The 25,804-nt window shown below is 67.9% G+C and carries 24 protein-coding genes; 16 read left to right on the plus strand and 8 right to left on the minus strand.

Translation table 11 applies throughout. The annotated features are described in order from the left end of the window. Positions 1–8: 8 nt before the first annotated feature. Positions 9–1,475 (minus strand): chromosomal replication initiator protein DnaA, encoded by a 1,467-nt coding sequence (dnaA, locus tag ACEN8D_RS11685; protein ID WP_070419317.1) that lies wholly within the window; start codon positions 1,473–1,475, stop codon positions 9–11. 504 nt (positions 1,476–1,979) lie between these two features. Here dnaA and rpmH point away from each other — a divergent pair. The 8 genes from rpmH (at position 1,980) to ACEN8D_RS11725 (ending at position 6,985) form a co-directional block, all read left to right on the plus strand. Continuing rightward, a complete protein-coding gene (gene rpmH / locus ACEN8D_RS11690) occupies positions 1,980–2,117 on the plus strand; it encodes a 50S ribosomal protein L34 (protein WP_058724833.1) in 138 nt (45 codons plus the stop codon). A gap of 39 nt (positions 2,118–2,156) precedes the next feature. Then, positions 2,157–2,519 carry a ribonuclease P protein component gene (rnpA, locus tag ACEN8D_RS11695; RefSeq protein WP_070417469.1) on the plus strand — a complete coding sequence of 121 codons (363 nt, stop codon included), beginning with the start codon at positions 2,157–2,159 and terminating at the stop codon, positions 2,517–2,519. Then, a complete protein-coding gene (gene yidD / locus ACEN8D_RS11700) occupies positions 2,516–2,890 on the plus strand; it encodes a membrane protein insertion efficiency factor YidD (RefSeq protein ID WP_413398048.1) in 375 nt (124 codons plus the stop codon). Before rnpA ends, yidD begins: the two co-directional genes overlap by 4 nt. Positions 2,891–2,898: 8 nt before the next feature. Beyond that, the gene (yidC, locus tag ACEN8D_RS11705) at positions 2,899–3,873 is read left to right on the plus strand and encodes a membrane protein insertase YidC (RefSeq protein ID WP_070417471.1); all 975 of its coding nucleotides are present in this window, start codon (positions 2,899–2,901) and stop codon (positions 3,871–3,873) included. Beyond that, positions 3,874–4,389 carry a Jag family protein gene (locus ACEN8D_RS11710; RefSeq protein ID WP_413398047.1) on the plus strand — a complete coding sequence of 172 codons (516 nt, stop codon included), beginning with the start codon at positions 3,874–3,876 and terminating at the stop codon, positions 4,387–4,389. After that, entirely contained in the window at positions 4,386–5,030 is a 645-nt protein-coding gene (gene rsmG / locus ACEN8D_RS11715; RefSeq protein WP_092385580.1) for a 16S rRNA (guanine(527)-N(7))-methyltransferase RsmG, read from the plus strand. Before ACEN8D_RS11710 ends, rsmG begins: the two co-directional genes overlap by 4 nt. 81 nt (positions 5,031–5,111) lie before the next feature. Beyond that, positions 5,112–6,005 carry a ParA family protein gene (locus tag ACEN8D_RS11720; RefSeq protein WP_071294225.1) on the plus strand — a complete coding sequence of 298 codons (894 nt, stop codon included), beginning with the start codon at positions 5,112–5,114 and terminating at the stop codon, positions 6,003–6,005. After that, positions 6,005–6,985 (plus strand): ParB/RepB/Spo0J family partition protein, encoded by a 981-nt coding sequence (locus ACEN8D_RS11725; protein ID WP_309777623.1) that lies wholly within the window; start codon positions 6,005–6,007, stop codon positions 6,983–6,985. Before ACEN8D_RS11720 ends, ACEN8D_RS11725 begins: the two co-directional genes overlap by 1 nt. A gap of 859 nt (positions 6,986–7,844) precedes the next feature. On the opposite strand, the gene ACEN8D_RS11730 is transcribed toward ACEN8D_RS11725, so the two are convergent. The 6 genes from ACEN8D_RS11730 to ACEN8D_RS11755 form a co-directional block, all read right to left on the minus strand. Beyond that, positions 7,845–8,393 (minus strand): ElyC/SanA/YdcF family protein, encoded by a 549-nt coding sequence (locus tag ACEN8D_RS11730; protein WP_413398050.1) that lies wholly within the window; start codon positions 8,391–8,393, stop codon positions 7,845–7,847. Positions 8,394–8,490: 97 nt separating this feature from the next. Further along, on the minus strand, positions 8,491–9,453 hold the full coding sequence (locus tag ACEN8D_RS11735) for a D-alanine--D-alanine ligase family protein (protein WP_413398046.1): 963 nt from the start codon (positions 9,451–9,453) through the stop codon (positions 8,491–8,493). Between the two features lie 46 nt (positions 9,454–9,499). Then, positions 9,500–10,804 (minus strand): aminotransferase-like domain-containing protein, encoded by a 1,305-nt coding sequence (locus ACEN8D_RS11740; RefSeq protein WP_413398045.1) that lies wholly within the window; start codon positions 10,802–10,804, stop codon positions 9,500–9,502. Positions 10,805–10,973: 169 nt separating this feature from the next. Beyond that, the gene (trxA, locus tag ACEN8D_RS11745; RefSeq protein WP_017887828.1) at positions 10,974–11,300 is read right to left on the minus strand and encodes a thioredoxin; all 327 of its coding nucleotides are present in this window, start codon (positions 11,298–11,300) and stop codon (positions 10,974–10,976) included. 63 nt (positions 11,301–11,363) lie between these two features. Next, positions 11,364–12,362, minus strand: coding sequence for a thioredoxin-disulfide reductase (gene trxB, locus ACEN8D_RS11750; protein ID WP_070417477.1), 999 nt, complete (start codon positions 12,360–12,362; stop codon positions 11,364–11,366). 79 nt (positions 12,363–12,441) lie between these two features. Beyond that, complete coding sequence (locus ACEN8D_RS11755; RefSeq protein ID WP_495601018.1) at positions 12,442–16,443, minus strand: DUF6049 family protein; 4,002 nt, start codon at positions 16,441–16,443, stop codon at positions 12,442–12,444. Positions 16,444–16,567: 124 nt separating this feature from the next. Here ACEN8D_RS11755 and ACEN8D_RS11760 point away from each other — a divergent pair, with 124 nt between their 5' ends. The 8 genes from ACEN8D_RS11760 (at position 16,568) to ACEN8D_RS11795 (ending at position 23,651) form a co-directional block, all read left to right on the plus strand. Beyond that, positions 16,568–18,004 carry a CCA tRNA nucleotidyltransferase gene (locus ACEN8D_RS11760; RefSeq protein ID WP_413398043.1) on the plus strand — a complete coding sequence of 479 codons (1,437 nt, stop codon included), beginning with the start codon at positions 16,568–16,570 and terminating at the stop codon, positions 18,002–18,004. A gap of 159 nt (positions 18,005–18,163) precedes the next feature. Then, entirely contained in the window at positions 18,164–18,535 is a 372-nt protein-coding gene (rpsF, locus tag ACEN8D_RS11765; RefSeq protein ID WP_022907088.1) for a 30S ribosomal protein S6, read from the plus strand. Between the two features lie 3 nt (positions 18,536–18,538). Then, positions 18,539–19,108, plus strand: a complete 570-nt coding sequence (locus ACEN8D_RS11770) for a single-stranded DNA-binding protein (protein WP_413398042.1) — start codon at positions 18,539–18,541, stop codon at positions 19,106–19,108. Between the two features lie 47 nt (positions 19,109–19,155). After that, positions 19,156–19,413, plus strand: a complete 258-nt coding sequence (rpsR, locus tag ACEN8D_RS11775) for a 30S ribosomal protein S18 (RefSeq protein ID WP_017887834.1) — start codon at positions 19,156–19,158, stop codon at positions 19,411–19,413. 14 nt (positions 19,414–19,427) lie between these two features. Next, positions 19,428–19,880, plus strand: coding sequence for a 50S ribosomal protein L9 (rplI, locus tag ACEN8D_RS11780; RefSeq protein WP_069712629.1), 453 nt, complete (start codon positions 19,428–19,430; stop codon positions 19,878–19,880). 558 nt (positions 19,881–20,438) lie between these two features. Continuing rightward, the gene (dnaB, locus tag ACEN8D_RS11785; RefSeq protein WP_413398041.1) at positions 20,439–21,806 is read left to right on the plus strand and encodes a replicative DNA helicase; all 1,368 of its coding nucleotides are present in this window, start codon (positions 20,439–20,441) and stop codon (positions 21,804–21,806) included. Positions 21,807–23,045: 1,239 nt separating this feature from the next. Further along, on the plus strand, positions 23,046–23,351 hold the full coding sequence (locus tag ACEN8D_RS11790) for a hypothetical protein (RefSeq protein ID WP_261645879.1): 306 nt from the start codon (positions 23,046–23,048) through the stop codon (positions 23,349–23,351). Positions 23,352–23,384: 33 nt separating this feature from the next. Continuing rightward, entirely contained in the window at positions 23,385–23,651 is a 267-nt protein-coding gene (locus tag ACEN8D_RS11795) for a hypothetical protein (protein WP_413398040.1), read from the plus strand. Positions 23,652–24,718: 1,067 nt separating this feature from the next. Here ACEN8D_RS11795 and ACEN8D_RS11800 read toward each other — a convergent pair. Next, entirely contained in the window at positions 24,719–25,243 is a 525-nt protein-coding gene (locus ACEN8D_RS11800) for a hypothetical protein (protein WP_413398039.1), read from the minus strand. Positions 25,244–25,804: the final 561 nt, after the last annotated feature.

Here is a 25,804-nt window from a genome sequence, read left to right on the forward strand (position 1 = left end):
GACGTGCGTCAGCGGTAGCGGCGGTCCTGCTTGATGCGGCTGGTCAGCTCCGTGACCTGGTTGTAGATCGAGCGACGCTCCTTCATGAGCTCCGCGATCTTCTTGTTGGCGTACATGACCGTGGTGTGGTCCCGGTTGCCGAAGAGCTGTCCGATCTTCGGCAGCGACAGGCTCGTCATCTCACGGCAGAGGTACATCGCGATCTGCCGGGCAGTGGCGATCGCCTGCGAGCGGGAGGACCCGTAGAGGTCGTCGACGGAGAGCTTGAAGTACTCCGCGGTGTGGTTGATGATGTCCGTCGGCGCGATCACGTTGTCGTCGTCGAGCGTGATGAGGTCCTTGAGGACCGTCTGCACCAGGGCCATGTCGACGGCCGTCCGGTTGAGGCTCGCGAACGCCGTGACCCGGATCAGGGTGCCCTCGAGTTCGCGGATGTTGCTCGACACCTTCGAGGCGATGAACTCGAGGATGTCGTCGGGCACCTGCAGGTGGTCGGACTGCGCCTTCTTGCGGAGGATCGCGATGCGGGTCTCGAGGTCGGGCGCCTGGACGTCGGTGATGAGGCCCCACTCGAAGCGGGAGCGCATCCGGTCCTCGAACCCGGTCAGGTGCTTCGGCGCGACGTCCGACGTGATGACGACCTGCTTGTTGTGGTCGTGCAGCGTGTTGAAGGTGTGGAAGAACGCCTCTTGCGTGGAGTCCTTGCCCTGCAGGAACTGGATGTCGTCGATCAGCAGGATGTCGATGTCGCGGTACCGCTGCTGGAACTGGTTCGACCGGTTGTTCGCGATGGAGTTGATGAAGTCGTTCGTGAACTCCTCGCTGGACACGTACCGCACCCGGATCCCCGGGTAGAGGCTCTCGGCGTAGTGGCCGATCGCGTGCAGGAGGTGGGTCTTGCCGAGGCCTGAGTCGCCGTAGATGAAGAGCGGGTTGTAGGCCTTCGCCGGCGCCTCGGCCACCGCGACCGCCGCCGCGTGGGCGAAGCGGTTCGACGAGCCGATGACGAAGTTGTCGAAGTTGTACTTGGGGTTGAGCCGGGACTCGGGGCGACCGCTGGTCCCCGGGGAGTCGATCTGGCTCGGGACGAACGGCGCCTCGATGTACTGGCGGGGGGCCGCACTCTGCTCGACGGCTTCCTGCACCGGCTCGGCGTACTCGGGGACGTTGCTCGTGACCTGCGTGTCGACCCGCGGCTCGGACGCCATGTCCGGGTTCACCGTGATGGCGAAGTTCGCGACCGTGTCGTCTCCGATGCGGGAGACGGCCTCGGTGATCGGGATGCGGATCCGCTGCTCGAGCATGCCGCGGGTGAGGTCGTTCGGCACCTCGAGATAGAGGGTGCCGGCGAGCACGCCCTTCGGCTCGACCAGGTTGAGGAAGCCGTGCAGCTGCGGGGTGATGCGGTCGTCCTCCGAGAGGAGTCCGAGGACGGATGACCAGAGGTCCTCGACGGGGTCGGCCGGCATCGTCATGTCGCGCTCGTCTCCTGATGTCGTGTCGTGCTCGTCGCTGGTGCTCGTCTGCACTGGGTGTCCACCGCCGCCGGACGGACCGGCGCAGCGTCGACCGCCGGAACGTTCCTGGCGAGTCGTCGTGAGTCCGGGTGGCATCGTCGACGTCCCGGACGCGTGTCGTCCCGCATGGTGGTCCACAGGGTTGTCCACAGTCTTGTCCACGACCGGCGCGAGCCGCACGACGAGGGGAATCCCCCGTCGTACCGGGCCGCTGGCCGGTCGATCACCCCACTGTAAAGGACTCGAGCGCGTCGTACCGAACGCACGTTTTCCCCAATGTGGATAATGAACGTGCGCACCGCTCCCGCGGTCGGGTCAACGACGGCGTTTGACCTGCTCGCCCCTGTCACGTACCGTTAACCAGTTGACTGCGGCCGTTCGGTCGCGCCCATCTGCGTCGTTCGGCACCGAGCGACTACACATACGTGACGGCTCGCCGCGAGCAGCCGTGTGGAGAACATCATGAGCAAGCGCACCTTCCAGCCGAACAACCGCCGCCGCGCCAAGAAGCACGGCTTCCGCGCCCGCATGCGCACCCGTGCCGGCCGCGCCATCCTGGCCGCACGTCGCGCCAAGGGCCGCACCGAGCTCAGCGCCTGATCAGGCTCCCCGCCTGATCTCGTCCTCCGGTACCGACTCGTGTTGGCCCGCGCCAACCGGATCGTCCGAGGTGACGACTATCGGTCCGTCGTGCGTCGTGGTCGCAGAAGCGCCACGGCGCACGCCGTCGTATCGGTGGTCCGTCGCACCTCGGACGACCCATCGAGCGGTACCGGTCCGACACGGTTCGGGTTCATCGTCGCGAAGACGGTGGGCAACGCCGTGACCCGGAACCTGGTCAGGCGTCGCCTCAAGGCGATCGCGCACGGGCTGCTCGCCGACATCCCCGTCGGCTACGACGTGGTGGTCCGCGCACTGCCAGCCGCTGCGCAGGCCGGATGGCCTACCCTGCTCGAAGACGTCTCGCGCTCCTGTGCGCGTGGTGTGGAGAAGGCAGCATGAACCGCAACCTGTGGACCCGGCTCGCCTGGGCCGTCGCGTTGCTCCCGCGCAACGTGTGCGTCATCGTGCTGCGCGCCTACCGTGCCGTGATCTCACCGCTCTACGGCAACGTCTGTCGGTACCACCCCTCGTGCTCCCGGTACGCGCTCGAGGCGATCCAGCAGTACGGCGTCGTCCGCGGATCGGCCATGGGTGCATGGCGCATCGCACGGTGCAACCCCTGGGCAGCCGGGGGCATCGACGACGTCCGTGCACGGCGTCGCCCCTACGACGTCAACCGGTTCGGGTTCGTGCTCGCACCGACCCAGCCGCAGCCCACGGGTGGTTCCACCCTGCCGGTCCTGCTCCCCCAGCGCACTCGAAAGGCGTGACAGTCCCCATGGACCTCGGATTCATCGGAACGATCCTCTGGCCGCTCAAGTGGGTGGTCTCGGCCATCCTCGTGGGCTTCCACTGGATCTTCGAGAGCATCGGCATGGACCCCGGAGCCGGCATCACCTGGGTGCTCTCCATCATCTTCCTGACCTTCGTGGTGCGCGCCGCGCTCATCCCGATCTTCGTGCGCCAGATCAAGTCGCAGCGCCGCATGCTCGAGGTGGCGCCGCAGCTCAAGAAGATCCAAGAGAAGTACAAGGGCAAGAAGGACCAGTTCTCGCGTGAGGCCATGAGCCGCGAGACCATGGCGCTGTACAAGGAGACCGGGACGAACCCGCTGAGCTCCTGCCTGCCGCTGCTGATCCAGATGCCGATCTTCTTCTCGCTGTACTCGGTGCTGCACGAGGCGCAGATCAACAAGACGGGCATCGGCCTGCTCACGAACGACCTCGCCGCGTCGTTCGGCAACGCATCGCTCTTCGGCGCTCCCCTGCACGAGACGTTCACGAACGCCTCCGGCTGGGAGGTCCGGGTCATCGCCGGCGTCATGATCGTCGTGATGACCGCCTCGCAGTTCATCACCCAGCTGCAGCTCGTCGCGAAGAACATGTCGCCGGAGACCAAGGAGTCTCCGATGTACCGCCAGCAGAAGATGATGCTGTACATCCTCCCGCTGGTCTTCGTCATCTCCGGTCTGTCGTTCCCCCTCGGTGTCATGTTCTACTGGCTCGCCTCGAACGTCTGGACGATGGCGCAGCAGTACTTCGTCATCCGCAGCATGCCGACCCCCGGTTCCGAGGCCGCACTCGCTCGTGAGGCACGTCTCGCGAAGAAGGCGCAGCGTCGTGGTGCCGCCACCCCGGTCCTCGCCGAGGCTGGCGCCGGGGCCGGTGCCGCCGAGATCGAGGCCGTCCGTGTGACGACCCAGCGGCAGCAGCCTGTCGGCAAGAACCGTGCCAAGAAGAACGGGAAGAAGTAAGTGACCGAGCAGGACACCGCGGACGCCGTGGACACCACCGTCGACACCTCGACCGCGACCGTGGACGACGACGCCCGCGACGAAGCCGACATCGCGGCGGACTACATCGAGGAACTCCTCGACATCTGCGACCTCGACGGTGACATCGAGATCGAGGAGCGTGCGGGCCGCGTGTACCTCTCCGTCACGGACGAGGGCGACGCGCTCCGCGTGCTGTCGAAGCCAGACACCGTCTCGGCCCTGCAGGAGCTCACGCGCATCGCCGTCCAGGCGGAGACCGGCGAGTTCAGCAGGCTGATCCTCGACGTCGGCGGCTCACGCGATGCTCGTGCGTCCGAACTGCAGCGGCTCGTCGACACCGCCATCGAGCGCATCGGGGCGGGTTCGACCACGGCTGCACTCCCCGCGATGTCGTCGTACGAGCGCAAGCTGGTCCACGACCTGGTCGCCGAGAAGGGCTTCCACTCGGAGTCCGAGGGTGAGGGTCGGGACCGCCACACGGTCGTCACCCGATGACCGAGACCGCACCTCCCGTCCTCGAGACGGAGCCGGCGGCTGCTGCGACGCTCTTCGGCGATCGCCTGGATCTGGCGCGTTCCTTCACGAACGAGCTCGCTCGACGCGGTGAGGAGCTCGGCCTGATCGGCCCGCTCGAGCTGCCGCGCTTGTGGACGCGACATATCCTCAATTCTGCGGTGCTCGCTCCACTCCTGGAGGAACGGGGCCGGGTCGCCGACGTCGGTTCCGGTGCTGGACTCCCCGGCCTGGTGCTCGCGATCGCCCGGCCCGACGTGCACCTCACGCTCATCGAACCGATGGAACGGCGAGTGGATTGGTTGACGTCAGAGGCCTCGCGCCTGGGCCTCGACAACGTCGAGGTCGTCCGTGCCCGTGCTGAGGACGTCGCCGACGACATCGTCGTCGACCAGGTGACTGCGCGGGCCGTCAGCGCCTTGTCGAAGCTGATCCCCCTGACCGTGCCCCTGGTTCGATCCGGTGGCCAGCTCATCCTCATGAAGGGCGCCCGCGTCGAGGACGAGATGGAGAAGGCCCGAAAGGTCATCCTCCGGAAGCGTCTCGCCGATGTCGAGGTGCTCGAGCTCGGAGTCGGTGTGGTCGAGGAGACCACGCGCGTCTTCCGGGCTACAGTTGACTGACGCTGCGGCTCGGGCCGGTTCGACCGGCCACCAGTGGCTCCGCGTTCCACGTGAAACACCGAACCGGGGAAGAGGCACTCGTTGAGTTCATCGACCGATTACGACGCGTCGACACCGCTCGCCCGTGAGATCGCTGATCTGAACCGTCGTCGCCGTGCGATCGCGACGCAGCAGTTCCCGCTGCCGCCGAAGACGCGTGTCTTCACGGTGTCGAACCAGAAGGGTGGCGTCGGCAAGACCACCACCACGGTCAACCTCGCCGCTGCGTTGGCGCACGGTGGAGCGCGCGTGCTGGTGATCGACCTCGACCCACAGGGAAACGCGTCCACGGCGCTCGGCGTCAACCACCAGGCCGAGGTCCCGAGCATCTACGACGTGATCGTCGACGAGGCACCGATCGCCGACACGGTCCAGCGCTCCCCCGAGTCGGACACGCTCTGGTGCGTACCGGCCACGATCCACCTCGCCGGCGCCGAGATCGAACTGGTGTCGCTCGTCGCCCGCGAACAGCGCCTGCGGACCGCGCTGGACCAGTACCTCGAGTCGCTGGATGAGCCGTACCACTACGTCTTCATCGACTGCCCGCCGTCGCTCGGACTGCTCACGATCAACGCCTTCGTCGCAGCGCGCGAGGTCCTCATCCCGATCCAGTGCGAGTACTACGCGCTCGAAGGGCTGAGTCAGCTGCTCCGGAACATCGAGCTCATCGAGCGGCACCTGAACCCGAACCTCGCCGTGTCGACCATCCTCTTGACGATGTACGACAGCCGGACGAACCTCTCCAACCAGGTCGCAGCAGACGTGCGGGAGCACTTCGGCGAGCAGGTACTCGAGGCCGTGATCCCCCGATCCGTCCGCGTCAGCGAAGCCCCGAGCTACGGGCAGAGCGTCGTTGCGTACGACGTCAACTCAACCGGCTCGCTCTCCTACCTGGAGGCGGCAGCCGAGATCGCAGCACGAGGAGCGCAGCACTGATGGCACCGAAGCGAACTGGACTCGGACGGGGCATCGGAGCCCTCATCCCGACGGCGTCGGAGCAGCAGGACCGTCCCGTCGACGTGTTCTTCCCGACCGGTGGATCGCCGGCGTCCGCGCCGCTCGTCGACGGTGCGACCGCAGAGGAGCTCGTCGCGGTTCCCGGCGCGCGTCTGGCGAACCTGAACCCCCTCGACGTCGTGCCGAACGCGCACCAGCCGCGCAAGGAGTTCCGCGAAGAGGAACTGCAGGAACTCGTCCACTCGATCCGCGAGATCGGGGTCCTCCAGCCCATCGTCGTGCGCCCGATTGCCGGCGCCGCTGGGACGGAGCCGCAGTACGAGCTGATCATGGGTGAGCGCCGACTCCGCGCCACCAAGGAGCTCGGGCTCAGCACCATCCCCGCCATCGTCAAGGACACCCCCGACGATGCGATGCTCCGTGACGCCCTGCTGGAGAACCTCCACCGCGCGAACCTCAACCCGCTCGAAGAGGCGTCGGCGTACCAGCAGCTGCTGGCGGACTTCGGGATCACGCAGGAGCAGCTCGCCCAGCGGATCGGCCGTTCGCGCCCGCAGATCACCAACACCATTCGTCTCCTGCGACTCCCCTCCCCCGTTCAGCGGCGCGTGGCAGCTGGCGTGCTCTCGGCCGGGCACGCACGTGCGATCCTCGCTGCGCCTGACGCCGAGGCCATGGAGTACCTCGCCGAGAAGATCGTCAACGAGGACCTGTCCGTTCGGGCCGCCGAGTCGATCGCGCAGCAGCTCGCGGCGAAGACGCCGGTGAAGCCCAAGGCGGAGCCGTCGAAGCGGCAGGTGCATTTCAACGACCTGGCGGAGCGGCTCGGGGATCGATTGAACACGCGGGTCAAGATCGCTGTCGGGGCGCGGAAGAGCTCGGTGACGATCGACTTCGCGAACGGGGATGACCTCAACCGGATCCTCGGGGAGCTTGGGATCGAGGACGTCGCGGGCTGACGTTCGGCCGTCTTCTGCCGCGGAGGTCTCTGTACGGCGCTGTGCGGCCGCCTGCCGGCTCGACAGCGTCGTCGGGTCGCGGGTTTGACGGCGGGTCTACTGGGCCCTGAGTGAGCCTGCTGTGGCCTCTCGCCTACCCCGTTGTTCAGGGGACTGATCGTGCAGGTAGCGTTTCACGTGGAACATCGAGTCGAAGCGCCGAGGGTGGTTCGTGTGGGCCAGCAGACGCCGCTCTGTCCGATCGTGGCGCCGTGCTCGCGCCCACCGGAGCCGTCAGACCGAGCGATCTCGCCTCTGCACGGAGCGACCAAAAGCGGCCAGGCATCGAAACCAGTGGCTCGCGTGTCTCCGCCGTGGCGGTGATCCGGGCCGCGCATTCGCGGTGGGGTGACCGAGCGGTTGCGGCGCGTTTCGATTCCGGCCTCGACCCCGGCTGCACGTTCGCACGCGTGTGGGTGGCGGGAGACGTTGAGGCGGAATGTCGGAAGACCCGCACGATACGAGGAAGAGTTGGTCCCCGCGGTTCCTTCGCGGCAACGGCGCGATCGGTGATGGGCGGGGCACTCGGGCCGGGCCGCTCCCCCGTTGGACGATGAGCTGCGAAGGATCTCCTCGGCGCTTGGCATGGAGCCCTTGGTCTGCGAGCCGCTGCGAGGGGCACCTGTTCGAGTGCGATGAAACGGGTGCGGGCTAACCGAAGGCGCCGTCTCCATCATGCATCACGGCCGCACGCAGGGATCCCATAGCGTCCCGGGATGCATGGAAGTGAGGGCTGTGGCTCCGGACCTGCTCGCTCCGCGATGTCTCTCAAGTGCCTTCCGCGCAGGTTTGGGCGAATGTTCCACGTGGAACGAGCGAACTAGGCCGGAGGTTTCACGTGGAACACGGCACGAAGCTTCCACAGCCCGACTGCAGCGAACACAGGCTTCAGTAGCATCATCTCTCCGAACCGGTAGTCATCGGCAGCCGCGAGCCGGTCAGCGAGCTCCGGTCGCTGACGCGCGAGGTAGACACGCGCCTTCTCAGCGTGCAACCCGTTCGATGCAAAGGCGACCCAGTCAGCGGCCTCGATCCACGGCAGCGCATTGCGAACGTTCTCCCACGTCGAACGACTCTCCGACTCGATCCCGATCGGACCATCCCACCCGAGAGTGCTCTCGATGTGGTCGCGGAGGAGGATAGCCTCCGCGACCGTTCCGCGCACGGCTCCCCCACTGCAGAGGATCTGAACGGAAGCGCCGGCCGCGCGAGCCGAACGTGCTGTGCGGACAGCGATCCGAGCCCGCCACCGATTCACGACGTTGATGCGACGACCCCGATTGCCGAACCCCAGGACGACGACGAGCCCAGTGGAGCCCTTCGTCTGTCGTGGAAGCCGTCCTGCCCGACGAGCGGCCCGCCAATGCATGGCTTCGCCCACGGCCAGTGTCGCGAGGTCCACGGCCGCCAGGACGACGGCAAGGGATGTTCCACGTGGAACGTGTCGGCACCCCACGATCGCGGTGTCAGGCCCGGTGGTCGCGGATCGCCTGCTCCGCGAGCTCGGCGTAGGTCCACCCGAGGTCGAAGCCCGACGCGGAGAGGGCCTGCGGCACGAGGGAGGTCTCGGTGAGCCCGGGAAGGACGTTCGCCTCGAGGAACCAGGGCGTCCCAGCAGCATCGACGATGAGGTCGACGCGCGAGATGTGTCGCAGACCGAGGGCCTCATGGGCTGCCACGGCGGCGGAGGACGCAGCAGCCGCGAACTCCTCGGACAGGCGGGCCGGCGTGTAGAACGTGGTCTCGCCGGCGTTGTACCGCGCCTCGAACCCGTAGATGCCGTTGCGGGGGACGATCTCGACGGCGGAGAGCGCCACCGGACCGTCGCCGGTGTCGATGATGCCGACCGCGACCTCGGTCCCACGGATGAGCTGCTCGACCACGACGTCGTCGCAGTACGTGTACGCGGTGACCATCGCGCGCGGCAGGTCGTTCACGTCGTCGACGAGTGTGACGCCCTGGGCGCTGCCGCCTCGGGCCGGCTTGACGGCGAGTGGGACCGGGTGCTCGACAGCGATGCTCTCGAGGACGCCGACCGCTCCGAGCTCCCGGAAGACGTCGTGCGAGAGCGTGACCGAGCGAGGGGTCCGAACGCCAGCCCGCGCGACCAGCGCCGACGCGGTGGGCTTGTCCCATGCCAGCCGGGCCGACGTCGAACGTGAGCCGACGAACGGGATGTCCAGCGCCTCCAGGATGCCCCGCAGGGCGCCGTCCTCACCGGAGGCGCCGTGCAGAGCCGGCCACACGACGTCCGGGCGGCTCTCCCGCAGGGTCGGCAGCAACGATGCGTCTGCGTCGCGGAGGTCCACCTGCCAGCCGTACCCGGTCAGCGAGTCGGCCACACGGCGACCGGACCGCAGGGAGACGTCACGCTCGTGCGAGATCCCTCCCGCGACGACGACGACGTGACGGCGGGTGAGCTCGGCCATGCGGATGGACCTCCGGTACTGCGGGTGGAACGGTGAAAAATGCTGATCAGGAGATGTTCGGCGGCGGTGCGCCCACCGCCGATGCGGGTCGGACGACGGCGTTGGGCCGCGTCGCGGACCCGAAGGTCTCGACCAGCTCGAGCTCGTCGTTGACGACGTTCGCGAGCCGCTTCACGCCGACGCGGATCTGCTCCGGCGTCGGGTAGCAGAACGACAGGCGGATGTGCCCGCCGCCGCGTCCGTCGGCGTAGAAGGCCGTCCCCGGGGTGTAGGCGACGAGCTCCTTGACCGCCCGCGGCAGCATCCCCTTGGAGTCGAGCGACTCGGGCAGGGTCAGCCAGACGAAGAACCCACCGTTCGGCTTCGTCCAGGACAGGTCCGGCAGGAACTCCCCCAGCGCGGACAGCATGGCGTCACGACGCTCGGCGTAGAGGCCCCGGAAGGTGTCGACCTGACCCTTCCAGTCCGCGGCGTCGAGGTAGGCGTTCACGACGTACTGGCCGAAGGAGTTCGGCGCGAGGACGGCCGACTCGTTGGCGAGGACGAGCTTCTCGCGGATGGCGTGCGGTGCGAGGGCCCAGCCGACACGGAAGCCCGGCGCGAGCGTCTTGGAGAACGAGCCGAGGTAGACCACGCCCTCTTCGTCGATCGATCGGATCGCCTGCGGCGCCGGCTCGTCGAACCAGAGGAGGCCGTAGGGGTTGTCCTCGAGCACGAGGATGTTGTTCGACCGGCAGATGTCGAGGATCTCGATGCGACGCTCGCGGCTGAGGGTCACACCGGCGGGGTTGTGGAAGTTCGGGATCGTGTAGAGGAACTTGATCCGCTTGCCCTGGGTCCGCAGGTTCGCGATCGCTTCGCGCAGCGCTTCGGGGACGAGACCGTTCTCGTCGGTGGTGACGTGCACGGTCTCGGCCTGGTACGACCGGAAGACCCCGATCGCGCCGACGTAGGACGGCGATTCGGCGAGCACGACGTCACCCGGGTCGATGAAGAGCCGCGTGACGAGGTCCAGCGCGTGCTGCGAACCGGTGGTGACGACGACGTCCTCGGCGCTGGCACGGATGCCCTCGAGGCTCATCACGTCGACGATGTGCTCGCGCAGGGACCGCAGGCCCTGTCCCCCGCCGTACTGGAGCGCCATGGCGGCGTCCTCGGCCATGACACGGTCGAGGGAACCCGTGACGAGCTCACGCGGCAGGGCGGAGACGTACGGCATGCCGCCGGCGAGCGAGACCACCTCGGGCCGCGACGCGACGGCGAACAGGGCTCGGACCTCGGAGGCGCTCAGCCCGGCGGTGCGCTGGGCGTAGGAGTCGTACCAGGGGTCGAGGCTGTTGCCGTTCGTCATCTTGGCTCCGTTCCAGCGGGACCTGCCCGCCACTCACATTCCCGCCACACTACGACATCGACCCCGGAAACCCGGGCCCCGCGACGGGGCCGATCCTGAACCAGTGGCTTGGAAGACGCGAGCGGCCCCGCACCCGGTGGGGTGCGGGGCCGCTCGGTGGGGCAGGTGCCTACGCGAGGAACTCTGCGAGGTCGGCCTCGAGCGCCGGCTTCGGCTTCGCGCCGATGACGGTCTTGACGACCTCGCCGCCCTTGAAGACCTTCATCGCCGGGATCGAGGTGATCTGGTAGTTCATGGCCGACTGGGGGTTGTCGTCCACGTTGAGCTTCACGATCTCGATCTTGCCGGCGTGCTCTTCGGCGATCTGGTCGAGGATCGGCGAGACCGCGCGACACGGGCCGCACCACTCGGCCCAGAAGTCGACGAGGATCGTCTTGTCGGACTTGAGGACCTCGTCCGAGAAGGTGGCGTCGGTGACTGCCTTGGCGTTGGACATGTGTGCTCCTTCGAGAAGTCGATCAGTGGGTGCAACGCCCGGGGCGCTGCGGTATTCCGTGGATCAGGCGTGGGCGGCTTCGACGTCGACCGTGACGGGCGACTCCGGGGTCACGCCCTCGGCAGGGCCGGTCAGCGCGTCGTCGAGCTCGGCGAGGTACTTCTCCGCGTCGAGCGCCGCGACGGTGCCGGAGCCGGCGGCCGTGATCGCCTGGCGGTAGGTCGGGTCGATGACGTCACCGGCGGCGAACACGCCGGGCAGGTTCGTCTTCGAGGAGCGACCCTGGACCGCGATCGTGCCCTCGGGGGCGATGTCGATCTGCCCGTGGATCAGGTGCGTGCGCGGGTCGTTGCCGATCGCGATGAAGAGGCCGTCGAGGGCCAGCTCGCTCTCGGTGCCGTCCACCGTGTCGCGCAGCGTGACGCCGGTCACCGCGGAGTCACCCGTGATGCCGGTGACCTCCTTGTTCCACGCGAACTCGATCTTCGGGTCGTTCATCGCCCGGTCCTGCATGATCTTCGACGCGCGCAGGGTGTCCTTGCGGTGGATGACCGTCACCTTGTCGGCGAAGCGGGTGAGGAACGTCGCCTCTTCCATCGCGGAGTCGCCACCGCCGACGACGGCGATGTTCTTCTGGCGGAAGAAGAAGCCGTCGCAGGTGGCGCACCAGCTGACGCCGTGGCCGGACAGCCGCTCTTCGTCTGCGAGGCCGAGGTGGCGGTACGCCGAACCGGTCGCGTAGATGACCGCGAGGGCCTCGTACGTCTCGCCGGAGCCGACCGTGACCTTCTTGACGTCACCGGTGAGGTCGACCGACACGGCGTCGTCGTACAGGACCTCTGCGCCGAACTTCTCGGCCTGTTCCTGCATCTTGATCATGAGGTCCGGGCCCTGGATCCCCTCGGGGAAGCCCGGGAAGTTCTCGACCTCGGTCGTCTTCGTGAGCTCGCCGCCGGTCTCGACGCTGGAGGCGACGATCAGGGGCTTGAGCTCCGCGCGTGCCGCGTAGATGCCGGCGGTGAACCCGGCCGGGCCGGAACCGATGATGATGAGCTGGCGCATGCCTCGCTGCCCTTCCGTAGATAGCTGACCGGGTCAACACATGCTACCGGCGTGGCATTCCGCATCGCCCGGGAGCGCGTCAGCGACCGAGCCGCTTCCGCAGGATGTCGACGGCGCCCCTGATCTCGCCGTTCTTCGCGACGACGAGCGCCCCGAAGTAGACGAGCACCATCACGGCACCGGTGAGGGCGATGGTGATCAGTGCGCCGGAGACGTCGGACATCGCGAACCCGTCGGCCGAGAAGCCGCCGAAGAAGTTGACGACGACGAGCCCCACGACGCCGGAGATGAGCGCGGCGATGACGAACTGCACGTGCGACCGGGTGACGATCGGCCCCTCGATGCCGTTCAGACGCTTGCGGACGAGGACGAGCGCGATGATCGTCTGCACGGTCCCCGCGACGGTCGTGCACACCGCGATCGAGACGCCGATCACGTTGCCGGGGAAGGTCGCGACGGCGAGGGCACCGATGACGAAGAGCACCGACTGGACGCACTGCATCAGGAACGGCGTGCGGTGGTCGTGCAGGGCCCAGAACACCCGCTGGATGATGAAGAGCATGCTGAACAGCACGAGACCCGGCATGTAGGCCCACAGGACCTCGGCCATCGCCTGGGTGTGGTCGAACCGGTTCTCCCAGATCCGGGCGAACGGCATCGCGAGCACGATGAGCGCGACGCTCGCGAACACGGTGAAGAGGCCGACGATCCGCAGCGAGAGCGAGAGGTTGCGGCGCACTGCTCCGAGGTCGCCGCGTTCGGCGTCGTGGCTCATCCGCGTGAAGTACGCCGTCGCGATGGAGACCGCGATGATCGAGTGCGGGAGCATGAACAGCAGCCACGTCGTGCCGAGGGTGGCGATGCCGGCGCCCCCGGCGAGCGAAGCGACGCGGGACTGCACGATGCCGGCGAGCTGCGTCACGAGGATCATCGCGAAGAGCCACCCGGCAGCCGTCCCGGTGGAGCGCAGCCCCACCCCGCGCCAGCGGAAGTCCGGTCGGAAGGTCAGTCCGGCACGCCGCCAGAAGAACGGCAGGAAGGCGGCCTGCGCGAACACGCCCAGTGACGCGCTGCCGGCGAGGACGGCGATCTTGATCGCCGTCCACCCCTCGGTGGAGGAGTTGACGTCGCGACCGCCGAACAGCGCGATGAAGACGATCAGTCCCGCGATCGCGATGACGTTGTTGAGCAGCGGCGCCCAGGTGAAGGGCCCGAACACCTGCTTCGCGTTGAGGACCTCGCCGAGGAGCGAGTACATCGCGTAGAAGAGGATCTGCGGCAGGCACCAGAACGCGAAGGCGACGGCCAGGTCCGTCTGGGCGGGCGTGAAGCCCTTGCTGTCGCCGGACGCCTGCTGGCTGTACACCCACACGAGGAACGGCGCCAGGATCGTCGCGACGACGGCGATGACGACGAACACCGACCCGCCGAGCGTCACGATCTTGTTGACGTAGGCCACGCCGCCGTCGGTGTGCTGTTTCATCGACCGCACGATCTGCGGGATGAGCACGGCGGACAGCAGGCCGCCGGCGATGAGCGCGTAGATGTTGTTCGGCAGCTGGTTCGAGATGCCGAAGGCGTTCGCGGCGTCGGAGCCGGTGTTGCCGATCGCGAAGGCGAGGACGAAGGTCTTCGCGAAGCCGAGGATGCGCGACAGCATGGTGCCGGCGGCGAGCATCGCACTGGCACGGCCGAGATTGCGCTCGGCGGCCGGCTCCGCGTCGACGGACGGCTCGGGCTGGGTGGCGCTGATGGTCGGCTCCTCGGGGTCGGCTGTCGGTGCGTCGCGCACCGCGGTGTCGGACTGGAGGAAGGATGCACGCCCGTCGTGCGGCGATGCGGCGGGCACGGGGTCCCCACCGACCACCGGCTGGACCTCGAGCAGCCGGTTCGGGTCCTCGTCGTCCTCGTCGACGTCGCCGTTCCGGCGACGGCGACGCTTCCGGATGCTCCGGAAGATGCCGAACCCGAAGATCGCGACGAGCGCCACTGCTGCGGCCGCGGTGATCACGGTCTCCCACTGCGCCTGGACGTTCAGCTCGACGGTGGCCGGGGTCGCGATCTTCACCCCGGTCGGACTCGTGAGGGAGAGGGTCAGGTTGACCTTGCCGTTCGCGACCGACTGGACCGGCACCGTCGTGCGGGTGGAGGAGTCCGGCTGGATCTTCACCTCGATGTCGTTCCGCACCACCCGCAGCGCGGAGTTGGACGGCTGCACGGACAACAGCACCGTGACCGGGAAGTCGGAGCGGTTCCGGATGGAGATCGGCAGCGAGGACCGGTCGCCGAGCAGGGTGAGACTGCTCGAGTCGGGGATGCTGATCTGCGAGGTCTTGCCCGCCCAGTTCGCGACCTGGGCGTCGACGGCGGTCGCGAGGCCGTCCGTGTCGGTGCGCCAGGCGTTCGAGGCCAGGGCGAGCAGCCGGAGTCGGGCGGGCGCGGTCAGGTCGGTCGGGGTGTCCAGCGCGGACGCGAACCCGGCGAGGTCCTGTTCGCCGTCCACCAGTCGCTGCAGCTGGTCGATGCGGGCGTCGCCGTTCGTCCCGGCCGACAGCGTGAGGGAGCCGGCCGTGGCGGAGGCCGCGGTGGAGAGGTCCGCCGGGGCGACCCAGGCGGTGTCCTCGAGCGCGTCGAGGGCCTGGCTCAGCCGTGCGGAGTTCGTCGGCCAGTCGCGACCGAGGGTGAGCAGGATCGGTGCCTCGGCCGTGCCCGCCCGGGCGGAGGTGGCGAGCGTCGCGGTGAGCTCGGACATGGCCGTCGACCACTCTTGCTGGCTCGATGCGGTCGCGGCGGTGCGGAGCAGGGCGGACATCGACTGGTCGGACACGAGGACGTGCTGCCCGGCGATCTGCTCGGACGCGGCGATCGTCGTGTCCGCGCCGGCCGACGTGTTGCCGCTCGACACGATCGTCGTCTTCGAGCCGGCCTTCGCGAGCGCCGGCAGGTCCGCCGCGGTGACGGTGCCGTCCGACGGCCAGGCGATCCCGTCCATCGAGTAGGGGAAGTCGAGCAGGGAATCGGTGGTGGGCAGCGTCGCGGGTGCCTCGTCGTCCGTCCCGGGGTCGGCGGTGGCGTCGTCGGTCGGTGACGTCGAGGCGGAGGGGTCGGCCGTCGGGCTCTGCGGATCCGACGTCGGGGTCGGGGTCGGGGTGGACGCGCCGGGGAAGTTCTGCTGCTTGATCTCCTGGTCGAGGGAGATCGGCGAGAGGACCCCGTCGGCTCCCGCTTGCCGGAGGCCGATGACGTCGGCGTCGGCGTACGGGAGCGCGAAGGTCTCGTTCCGGAGCGACTCGAGCCGGTCCAACCACGCGGTCGCCGACGACGGTGCGTTCTCGCCGAGGATCCGGATGGACGCGATGATCCGCGGGTCGATCGCGACGGCGACGTTGTGGTCCTCGGCGGCGTCGAGCTGCTGGGTGAGCGTGCCGTCGACGGCGGTCGCTGAGGCCAGGACGCCGGCCGTCAGGACGCCCTGGTTCGTCGCCGGGACGGTGATGGGCATCGCGACCGAGACGCTCACCGGCGTCTGGTCCGTCTCGGGGTACCAGGTGATCGCCGACCGCGCCACGGCGTAGGTGTCACCCGCCGTGTACTCGGCGGCGATGCGTCGGGCACCGAACGACGAGTACCCGCCGAGGGCGACGTTGCCCGAGACGATCTTCACCGAGCCGAGCGTGACGGATCGGTGTGCCGGGACCGCCGGGACATCCACGGAGTCCATCGGGGCGCCGAGGTAACCGGTCGTGCTGGTGTCGGCGAGCCAGTCGGAGAGGACGTCGCGCGTGCTCACGGAGCGGAAGATGTCGAGCTCCGCGGTGCCGGCGGGGACGTCCGCGTCGGTGTCGTTGGTGACCGTGACGGAGAGCTCGAGGTCCTCGTCGCGCTGGACGATCCCGCGGTTCGCCGGCGCGATCGTGATCGTCGTCCGGCCCTGCTCGGCAGCCGCGGGGTGTGCGGCGTGCGTCGTGGTCGTGGAGGCCGTCGTGGCGAGTGCACCATCGGCCGCAGCGGGCGCGACGACGAGGCCGAGCGCGACGAGGGCCGACGCGGCGGCGGCGAGCGTGGTGCGGAAGATCTGCATGCGGGAGGGGCCACGGGGTCGGTTCGGGCCGTCCACGAGTGTATGAGGCCCGACCATGAACGCTCCCGTGCGCGCGCACGTTGTGGAGAACTCAGGCCTGCGATCTGGGAGGATGAGGACCGTCATGCAGTCCGTTGCCCAGGCCGTCGAGCGACTCGACGCACTCGCCGCCACCGAGCCCGTCGCCATCCTCGCTCGGGCTTTCGCCGACGCCGGACACGAACTGGCCCTCGTCGGCGGTCCCGTCCGCGACGCCTTCCTCGGGCGAGCGGTCACCGACCTCGACTTCACCACCGACGCCCGTCCGGACGACATCCTGCGGATCGTCGGACCGATCGCGAGCAACACCTGGGATGTCGGTCGGCAGTTCGGCACCATCGCCGCGCGGGTGGCCGGCGAGCAGGTCGAGATCACCACGTACCGCAGCGACGTCTACGACGGCGAGACCCGCAAGCCCGAGGTCGCGTTCGGCGACACCATCGAGGACGACCTGCTCCGCCGCGACTTCACCGTCAACGCGATGGCGCTCCGTCTGCCCGCACGGGAGCTCGTCGACGTGCACGGGGGCGTCGAGGACCTCCTCGCCGAGCGCCTGCACACGCCCCAGGCCGCCCGGGTCTCCTTCCGCGACGACCCCCTGCGGATGATGCGCGCCGCCCGGTTCACCGCGCAGCTCGGCTTCACGGTGTCGGACGAGGTGCGCGAGGCCATGACGGATCTGGTCGACTCGATCGACATCGTCTCCGCCGAGCGGGTCCGCGACGAACTGGTCAAGCTGCTGAACACGGACGAACCGGTGGACGGCGTGCGTCTGCTCGTCGACACCGGGCTCGCCGAGCGGTTCCTCCCCGAACTGCCGGCGATGCGGCTCGAGATCGACGAGCACCACCACCACAAGGACGTCTACGAGCACTCCCTCACGGTCCTGACGCAGGCGATCGGCTACGAGGCCGAGCGGCACCCCGGCGACGCCCCCGACACGGTGCTCCGACTCGCAGCGCTCCTGCACGACATCGGGAAGCCCGCGACCCGCAAGCTCGAGCCCGGCGGCGCCGTGAGCTTCCACCACCACGACCTCGTCGGCTCGAAGCTCGCGAAGAAGCGGCTCCGTGCCCTGCGCTTCGACAACGACACGATCGCCGCCGTCAGCCGCCTGATCGAGCTGCACCTCCGCTTCTTCGGCTACACCGACGGCGCGTGGACCGACTCCGCCGTCCGTCGTTACGTCCGCGACGCCGGCGACCAGCTCGAACGCCTGCACGAGCTCACCCGCTCCGACGTCACCACCCGGAACCGCCGCAAGGCCGACCGGCTCGCCTTCGCGTACGACGACCTCGAGGACCGGATCCGGGAACTCTCCGAGCAGGAGAAGCTCGACTCGATCCGTCCGGACCTCTCCGGCGACGACATCATGCGCATCCTCGACATCCCGCCGGGGCGTGCCGTGGGCGAGGCCTACCGCTTCCTCCTCGAGGTGCGGATGGACGAGGGGCCGCTCGGGCCCGACGATGCCGAAGCGCGCCTGCGCGACTGGTGGGCCGCCCGCGACGCGACCGCCTGACGGACGCGATCGGTTCTGCACAGCCGGTGGCGCGCCTCCAGGCCGTCCGCTAAGCTTGCCGGGTTGTCCGCACGCACTCTGCGTGGCGGGACACATGCATCAACCCTCCTGCCCCGAGAACTGCTCGGGGCCGCTGAGACCAGAGGAGGTGGGTTCCGCATGCACCAGTACGAACTGATGGCGATCCTCGACCCCGAGATCGACGAGCGCACCGTCGCTCCCAGCCTGGACAAGTTCCTCGCTGTGATCCGCAACGACGGTGGCACCGTCGACAACGTGGACGTCTGGGGCCGTCGTCGTCTCGCCTACGAGATCGCGAAGAAGTCCGAGGGCATCTACGCCGTCGTGGACTTCACGTCCACCCCCGAGGCCGCCAAGGAGCTGGACCGTCAGCTCGGCCTCTCCGAGGCCGTGCTCCGCACGAAGGTCCTCCGCGCCGAAGAGGGCATCGCGCAGGTCGCCGCCCAGAAGCAGCGCGACGAGGCCCGCGCGGCCCGCAAGGCCGCCAACGCGACCGCGAGCGCCGAGTAACCCGTGGCCGGCGAAACCGTCATCACGGTGGTGGGCAACCTCACCGCGGACCCGGAGCTGCGGTACACGCAGAACGGGCTCGCCGTGGCGAACTTCACCATCGCGTCGACTCCTCGCACGTTCGACCGTCAGGCGAACGAGTGGAAGGACGGCGACGCGCTGTTCCTCCGTGCGAGCGTCTGGCGCGAGTTCGCCGAGCACGTGGCGGGCTCGCTGACGAAGGGCTCGCGCGTCATCGCGCAGGGTCGTCTCCGTCAGCGCTCGTACCAGGACCGTGAGGGCCAGCAGCGCACGAGCATCGAGCTCGAGGTCGACGAGATCGGCCCGTCGCTCCGCTACGCGACCGCGCAGATCACCCGTGCTGCGGGTGGCTCCGGCGGCGGTCGTGGCCAGGTCGGTGGCGGCAACGCCCCGGCGGGCAACGGCGGCAACGGCGGCGGCTGGAGCAACAACGGCGGCGGTCAGTCGGACGCGCCCTGGTCCCCCCAGGGTGGCCAGCAGGGCGGCAACGCACAGTCGAACGACGTGTGGAGCACCCCGGGCGGCACGTACGACGACGAGACCCCGTTCTGATCCTCCGCGGTTCAACGGACACAACTTCCACTTCTTAAGGACAAACAATGGCTGGAAAGAGCACCGGCGATCGCCGGAAGCCTCGCGGTAAGGGCGGCAAGAACGCCGCTCCCGCGAAGTCGATCAAGGTCGGCGTCATCGACTACAAGGACGTCGCGACCCTTCGCAAGTTCATCTCGGAGCGTGGCAAGATCCGCGCCCGTCGCATCACCGGCGTCTCCGTCCAGGAGCAGCGCCTCATCGCCCGTGCCGTGAAGAACGCCCGTGAGATGGCGCTCCTCCCCTACGCCGGCTCCGGCCGCTGATCGGAGGTCGACACATGTCGAAGCTCATCCTCACCCACGAGGTCTCCGGCCTCGGTTCCGCCGGTGACGTCGTCGACGTCAAGAACGGCTACGCCCGCAACTACCTGATCCCGCAGGGCTTCGCTGTCGCGTGGTCCAAGGGCGGCGAGAAGCAGGTCGAGTCGATCCGTGCGGCACGTGCCGCTCGCGAGCTCGCCACCATCGAAGAGGCACAGGACCTCAAGATGAAGCTCGAGAACGCGACCATCAAGCTGACCGTCAAGGCCGGCAAGGACGGTCGTCTGTTCGGCTCCGTCCGTCCGGGCGACGTCGCTGACGCCGTCCAGGCGCAGGGCGTCGGCTCGCTCGACAAGCGCAAGGTCGAGGTCCCCGCGACCATCAAGACCGTCGGTGACCACGAGGCCACCGTGCGTCTGCGCGAGGACATCACTGCCGTGATCTCGCTCCAGGTCGTCGCCGCCAAGTAACACTGGCTGCGGTCTTCCGCTCACGACGGGCGGGTCTCCTCCGGGAGGCCCGCCCGTCGTCGCGTTCCGGGGTCGTCGGTGGCGGTTCCGACCCAGGAGGCGCGGCTCGTCCCGCGCTGACCGGTTACTTCTCAGACAGGGTCGCGCTTGCTGGGAACGGCTTGGGAAAGTTGTCCTCAGGTTTCCGTTTGTCAACTGTTTTTACACAGGCGAAACGGTCGGATCGGCAACCTTCAATGCGTACTTGAACCCCACTTCTCCACACATGGTGTGGAACACGAAACCCCAGGTCAAGCGGTCGAAAGTGTGTTCCCCAGGCCACTTGTCCACACCCCTGTCCACAGTTGTCCACACAGCATCCCGGCGTGTTCCGCAGGCTCTCCACAGAGTTATCCACAGGGCCGTTTGCTGGGGATAACTCTGTCCCCGTAGCTTGGCCCAGCGACTCGGCGATGTCGGTCGCCCGGGGTAGAACAGGGACGGTCGGTTCGTCACGGCCGCCGTCGGCGGACCCGTCCCAGCCACTGGACGAGCCGCCACTGAACAAGAGGAGCAAGTGTGTCGATCGCGCATCTCGAACCCGCGCCGCAGGACTACGCGGATCGTGGTGGCGCGGAACGCACTCCCCCGCACGACATGCTCGCCGAGCAGTCGACGATCGGCGGCATGCTCCTGTCGAAGGACGCCGTGGCCGACGTCATCGAGACAGCACGTGGCGTGGACTTCTACATCCCCAAGCACGAGGTCATCTTCGACGCGATCCTGTCCCTCTACTCGCACGGTGAACCGACCGACGTCATCGCCGTCACCGACGAGCTGACGAAGACCGGCCTGCTGTCCCGCGCCGGCGGCGCCGAGTACCTGCACAGCGTCACGAGCATGGTGCCCACCGCGGCGAACGCCGGGTACTACGCGGCGATCGTGGCGGAGAAGGCCGTGCTGCGCCGCCTCGTCGACGCGGGCACCCGCATCGTGCAGATGGGCTACGCGTCCGAGGGTGAGGTCACCGACCTCGTCAACAGCGCGCAGGCCGAGGTCTACAACGTCGCCGGTGGTGTCCAGACCGAGGACTACGTGCCCCTCACCGACGCCATCTCCGCCGCCCTCGACGAGATCGAGGCCGCGAAGGGGCGTGACGGGCAGATGACCGGCGTCCCGACCGGGTTCGCCCAGCTCGACGGCCTCACGAACGGCTTCCACCCCGGGCAGCTCATCATCATCGCCGCCCGCCCGGCCCTCGGGAAGTCGACGCTCGCGCTCGACCTCTGCCGTTCGGCCGCGATCAAGCACAACGAGACCGCCGCGTTCTTCTCGCTCGAGATGGGTCGCGCCGAGATCGCGATGCGTCTGCTCTCCGCCGAGTCCAGCGTGCCGCTGCAGAACATGCGCAAGGGCACCGTCGACTCCCGCGACTGGACGACGATCGCGCAGACCCGTGGGCGGATCAACGACGCGCCGTTCTTCATCGACGACTCCCCCAACATGACGCTCGTGGAGATCCGGGCGAAGTGCCGGCGTCTCAAGCAGCAGCACAACCTCCGCATGGTCGTCATCGACTACCTGCAGCTCATGACGTCCGGCAAGAAGGTCGAGTCCCGCCAGCAAGAGGTCTCCGAGTTCTCCCGTGCGCTGAAGCTCATGGCGAAGGAGCTCCAGGTCCCCGTCGTCGCGCTGTCGCAGCTGAACCGTGGCCCCGAGCAGCGTGCCGACAAGAAGCCCCAGATCTCCGACCTGCGTGAGTCCGGGTCGATCGAGCAGGACGCCGACATGGTCATCCTGCTGCACCGTGAGTCGGCGTACGAGAAGGACAACCCGCGGCAGGGTGAGGCGGACCTCATCGTGGCGAAGCACCGCAACGGGCCGACGGACACGATCACGGTGGCGTTCCACGGGATGTTCTCGAGGTTCGTGGACATGCCGCAGTAGGGCCTTCTTGTCGCTGCGCTTACAACTTGTGTCCTCCGCACACAACTTGTCGCCATGCGCGCGGGCGGGGGCGACGGTCCGTCGCTCACCCCGGGACCCGGGAGCGCGCGCGAAGCGTCCGCATGACGCACCTCCGCCGAGAAGGATCGCGGACCACCTATCTGAGACAAGAGCTCCCGACAGGTCGCGCTAGCAGGCACCTCAGCAACGAACCGCCCTCGCCTACGGCAAGTACCTCCGCGTCCTCGGCGTCGCCGAGTCCGGTCGACGACCGGCTAGCGGACAGGATGATTGTGCGATCTCGCTTCCTGGCGCTGGCTAAGTTCGTCTCATGAAGAGGTCGAATTTCTGGCGACGGGCGAGCGTTGCAACGGCCTCCCTTGTGCTGGGTTTGATTTGCGTACTGACGCCGGTACGGACTGTGACTACGACGCACGGGTTCCCGACCTGGATCATCGGCATCGTCCTTCTAATCGGCGGCGTGGGCCTGTGGGCCGACGCGCTGATCGGCCGATCACGAGATCGCGATTGAGTCGCTCGATTGCCTACGTCACGGCTCGCTGCTCAGGGTCTGTCAGCTTCCGAGCTTGGCGTCGCTTTCGTGGGTCGGATGTCTCTGTCTATCACCGCCAGCGCCGCCCGCACCGTCTCGGTAGCCGATCGGACGCATGCACATCCGGCCTAGGACGCTCACGCTTCTGATCGTTCTCGCGGCTTGCGGAGTTGGCCTCTTCGTAGTGCCCCCGGGGGTGCCAACAAAGAATTCTCGGGGCAGTACTCATCGTCGTGGCGTGCGCGGTGCTGATCGTCTCCGGGCGAGCTGGCCGGTCGGACCGCTGACCGCGGACCGCTGATTCATCGACTGTCCGCTGGCCGATCGGCTAGTAAGACAACACCAGCGGCTCCGCCGGAGGAACAGGATGACCGCTGCGACGATCACGACGACGACGATCGGAATCCATGCGTTGAAGTGCAGCTCGTTGTGGGCTTCGCTGTGTCGGGCGGAACGGGCTGTGATGTGGACGACTCCGACGGCACCGGTCGAGCGGAGCACGGCGAGTGCTCGGCCTCGATGGGTGGGGTGGCGGAGGTCGGTGAATGTCTCGGTGGCGGCGCACCCTCGTCCTGATCCAGGCTGTCTGATCCAGGCCGTCCGGCTGGGGATCGGTTCGCGGGGCAAGCAGTCTGGCGATTTTGGACGTCGCCTACGTGGGACTGAGGGCGAGCTAGCATCTCGTCGTGGCTGAAGCGATCCTCCTCGCGGCGAGCGTCGTGATCCTGGTGGGGACCGTCGCGCTCTTCCTATGGCGTGTGCGGAATCCAACGTGGGTGCGTGACGCACGGCTCACTCAGAACGCCAGTCCCGTGATCAGCCTAGTGATGCTCGTTCTCGGTGCACTCCTAGTCGCGCTCGTCTTCGCGTTCGGGATCGGCTTCATCGCCACGGGACGCAGCCTCATCGGATGGGCAATGATCTGTGCTGCTGGGAGCGGGCTCGCTCATGTGAGCGTCACCGTCTGGATCCGACGGCAGCCGCTTCCGTAGATGTGTCCAGCGCCGTGGGTCCGGAAGGATCGGTTGACGGACACGTTGGTTCTGCTCCTCACGGCGCTCCCGTTTCTGCTGACGGGCGACGCGCGGCCCCAGCGTGATCAGAATCGTCCGGGCAACGGCAACGGCAACGGCAACGGCAACGGCAACGGCGACGGCGATCGCAGCGAGCAGCGGTGGCCAAGGCATGAGCGCGTGGATGCCGCCAGGACCGCCAGCACGATCAGGGCCGCCGTACGCGAGCCGATGGTTCACGCCATCCAGATCCCGTACCGACGCATCATTGCCCCATAGCTGACTCGGCACTCACTACTGGGTCGGGGGATTCTGGTTTCGAGGGAGTTCCTCGGTCCTGGCTCGGAGCGTCTCGATGGTGCTGACGTGGTTGACGAGCCGGGTGATGAGGGGTTTGAACTCGCCCGTCACGGACCGGGTCCAGGCGGCGGGGTTCTCCCGTTGTTTAGGGGGGGGAGTGGTTTCCACCCCACACCGCCATCGACGAGGGGGAGAGGCCAGACGGCGTGGAGGAGTTCGTTGCGGGTGTGAGCGTCCGTACGGGCGGCTGCGACCTCTGATCGGAGAGCGTGAATGAGCTTCGGAGGTGCTGACCGTCGAGCGGGTATGCCCGCTCGTGCGATCTGGTCGAGCTCGTCGAGGACAGCGCCAGCGGGACGTCCGGCCCACGTACTCTGCGGGTCGGTTCCGACGGTCGAGAGCAGCCCGTGAAGTTTGCTCTCCACGAGTGCGGACAGGAGCGCGACGCGGGCGATCGCTGCGGCGAACTCGTCGGGGATGGGGCCGCCGAACATCGTGTCTGGGACACCCCACCGATCGGCTCCTGTGTTCATGGGGTCACCTTGCCACGCCTCGTAGGAGCTCGGTGGCTCACGCGTCATGGTGGACAGTTGTAAGACAGGGCAGACGCGGCACCCGAGTGCGAAGCGGACGGCGTCCTCGGCAACTACAGCAGCGCTGGTGCCGGTGTCCGGTAGTCGATCCGATACCGAGAGGGCCGCAGGTCCACGACTGGGACGACACAGTTCGGGTGGAAGTGGCAGCTAGTAACGGCCGCGGCGCCGTACGAAAGCGAGAAGCCCGAGTGCACCAGCGCCGAGGACGACCAGGGCGACACCGCCCCAGACGGAGGCAGGGTCAGTGAAGAGTATGGCGAACCCTCCCACTGTGACGATGACCGCTGTGCCGGTCTGCGTCCACATCAGGTAGTTCCATCCACGTTCCCCGCGCTGCGTCATAATGCTGACGGTACCGGTGGGTGTGAAGGACGAGGATCGGCTTACGAGACGGGTCGGCGCGCCAGTGTCACGCCTGTGCCCGCGGGGCTCCTCCGCCGGGTCACCAAGTCAGTGAGCGAGCGTGCCCTGATCTGTATCGCGTCGGGCCTTTCGCCTCGCTGCCCGACGTGAGGCCATGAGCACGGCGCCGCACGCAACCGTCGCAACGATGCCGATCGCCGTGCTGCTGGCCGACCCGCTTCCGTAGTTCGTCCAAGGCAGTCCGAGAGCCCACTGCAGTACAGGGCCCACCACGAGCAGCGCTCCGGCCGGTACGACGACGATGAGCAAGGCTCGGCGGCCGCTCCAAGAAGGATGAAGCAGAACGACCACGGCGGCCGCCGCGACGACCGCGAGAGCACCGTAGATCCACGATGCTCCGGACATCCGCCAGCCGTCGTGTGTGAACCAGTCTTGGACTTCGTGGATGGTCCGTGCCCAGGCATGCCGGCCTCGGCCGTGCGTCGACGAGATGACGGGCAACGGCCATCCAATGATCGCGAGAACCCCGGCGATCGCACTTGCGATGCCGAGCAGGACCACCCCAACGCGCAACCCGGATCTGGGCTCGACGTCGAAGTCGGAGATGCTCACGCGGAGGAGGCTATCGGGCAAAAGCGACAGTCGTTCTTGGCCGCGCATGCCGCTCGCAGCGGATCCCGTCCTGACCAGGGGGTCCGATACCCGATCGGCTAACGAAACGCTCGCCTACGCTCTAGCGTCGGACGAATGAAGGGTCATGATGCCGACGAGTAGCTGGATGGGCCTCGGCATAACGCTGGCGATCTTCGCCACGGTCGAACTCTTGTTGCGCAAGAGGCTCGGTCGCTACGCCCACCGGCGTGGGCGCAGCTTGGCGCGCGGAGGCTGGTCAAGACCGAGCAGTGGTGGAGTCGGTTCACACTCGTTCCCGTCACTGTCATCTACTGCGGCGCTGTCGCCTGCTTGACCGTAGGGATCGTGTAAGCGTCTGCCCGGTAGCCGATCGGTTTCCGGAACGCGATCACGACACGAGCGAAGCTGCTCACACCGGGGCTTGTCGACGTCGCTGCGCCGCGACGAAGTGCTGGGCGATCGGCACGAGATGCAAACATCCTCTGCCGGCCGCTAGGTTCGTCGCGGTCTCCGACTAGATTCAGATGGTGTCCGACTCCT

The sequence above is a fragment of the Curtobacterium sp. Curtsp22 genome, assembly GCF_059492135.1.

What these genes read in the sequence shown, in the direction of transcription:
- dnaA (WP_070419317.1), bottom strand. Translation starts at nt 1,475, where the DNA reads ATGACGATGCCGGCCGACCCCGTCGAGGACCTCTGGTCATCCGTCCTC.
- rpmH (WP_058724833.1), top strand. Translation starts at nt 1,980, where the DNA reads ATGAGCAAGCGCACCTTCCAGCCGAACAACCGCCGCCGCGCCAAGAAG.
- yidD (WP_413398048.1), top strand. Translation starts at nt 2,516, where the DNA reads ATGAACCGCAACCTGTGGACCCGGCTCGCCTGGGCCGTCGCGTTGCTC.
- yidC (WP_070417471.1), top strand. Translation starts at nt 2,899, where the DNA reads ATGGACCTCGGATTCATCGGAACGATCCTCTGGCCGCTCAAGTGGGTG.
- rsmG (WP_092385580.1), top strand. Translation starts at nt 4,386, where the DNA reads ATGACCGAGACCGCACCTCCCGTCCTCGAGACGGAGCCGGCGGCTGCT.
- ACEN8D_RS11725 (WP_309777623.1), top strand. Translation starts at nt 6,005, where the DNA reads ATGGCACCGAAGCGAACTGGACTCGGACGGGGCATCGGAGCCCTCATC.
- ACEN8D_RS11730 (WP_413398050.1), bottom strand. Translation starts at nt 8,393, where the DNA reads ATGCATTGGCGGGCCGCTCGTCGGGCAGGACGGCTTCCACGACAGACG.
- ACEN8D_RS11735 (WP_413398046.1), bottom strand. Translation starts at nt 9,453, where the DNA reads ATGGCCGAGCTCACCCGCCGTCACGTCGTCGTCGTCGCGGGAGGGATC.
- ACEN8D_RS11740 (WP_413398045.1), bottom strand. Translation starts at nt 10,804, where the DNA reads ATGACGAACGGCAACAGCCTCGACCCCTGGTACGACTCCTACGCCCAG.
- trxA (WP_017887828.1), bottom strand. Translation starts at nt 11,300, where the DNA reads ATGTCCAACGCCAAGGCAGTCACCGACGCCACCTTCTCGGACGAGGTC.
- trxB (WP_070417477.1), bottom strand. Translation starts at nt 12,362, where the DNA reads ATGCGCCAGCTCATCATCATCGGTTCCGGCCCGGCCGGGTTCACCGCC.
- ACEN8D_RS11755 (WP_495601018.1), bottom strand. Translation starts at nt 16,443, where the DNA reads ATGCAGATCTTCCGCACCACGCTCGCCGCCGCCGCGTCGGCCCTCGTC.
- ACEN8D_RS11760 (WP_413398043.1), top strand. Translation starts at nt 16,568, where the DNA reads ATGCAGTCCGTTGCCCAGGCCGTCGAGCGACTCGACGCACTCGCCGCC.
- rpsF (WP_022907088.1), top strand. Translation starts at nt 18,164, where the DNA reads ATGCACCAGTACGAACTGATGGCGATCCTCGACCCCGAGATCGACGAG.
- rpsR (WP_017887834.1), top strand. Translation starts at nt 19,156, where the DNA reads ATGGCTGGAAAGAGCACCGGCGATCGCCGGAAGCCTCGCGGTAAGGGC.
- rplI (WP_069712629.1), top strand. Translation starts at nt 19,428, where the DNA reads ATGTCGAAGCTCATCCTCACCCACGAGGTCTCCGGCCTCGGTTCCGCC.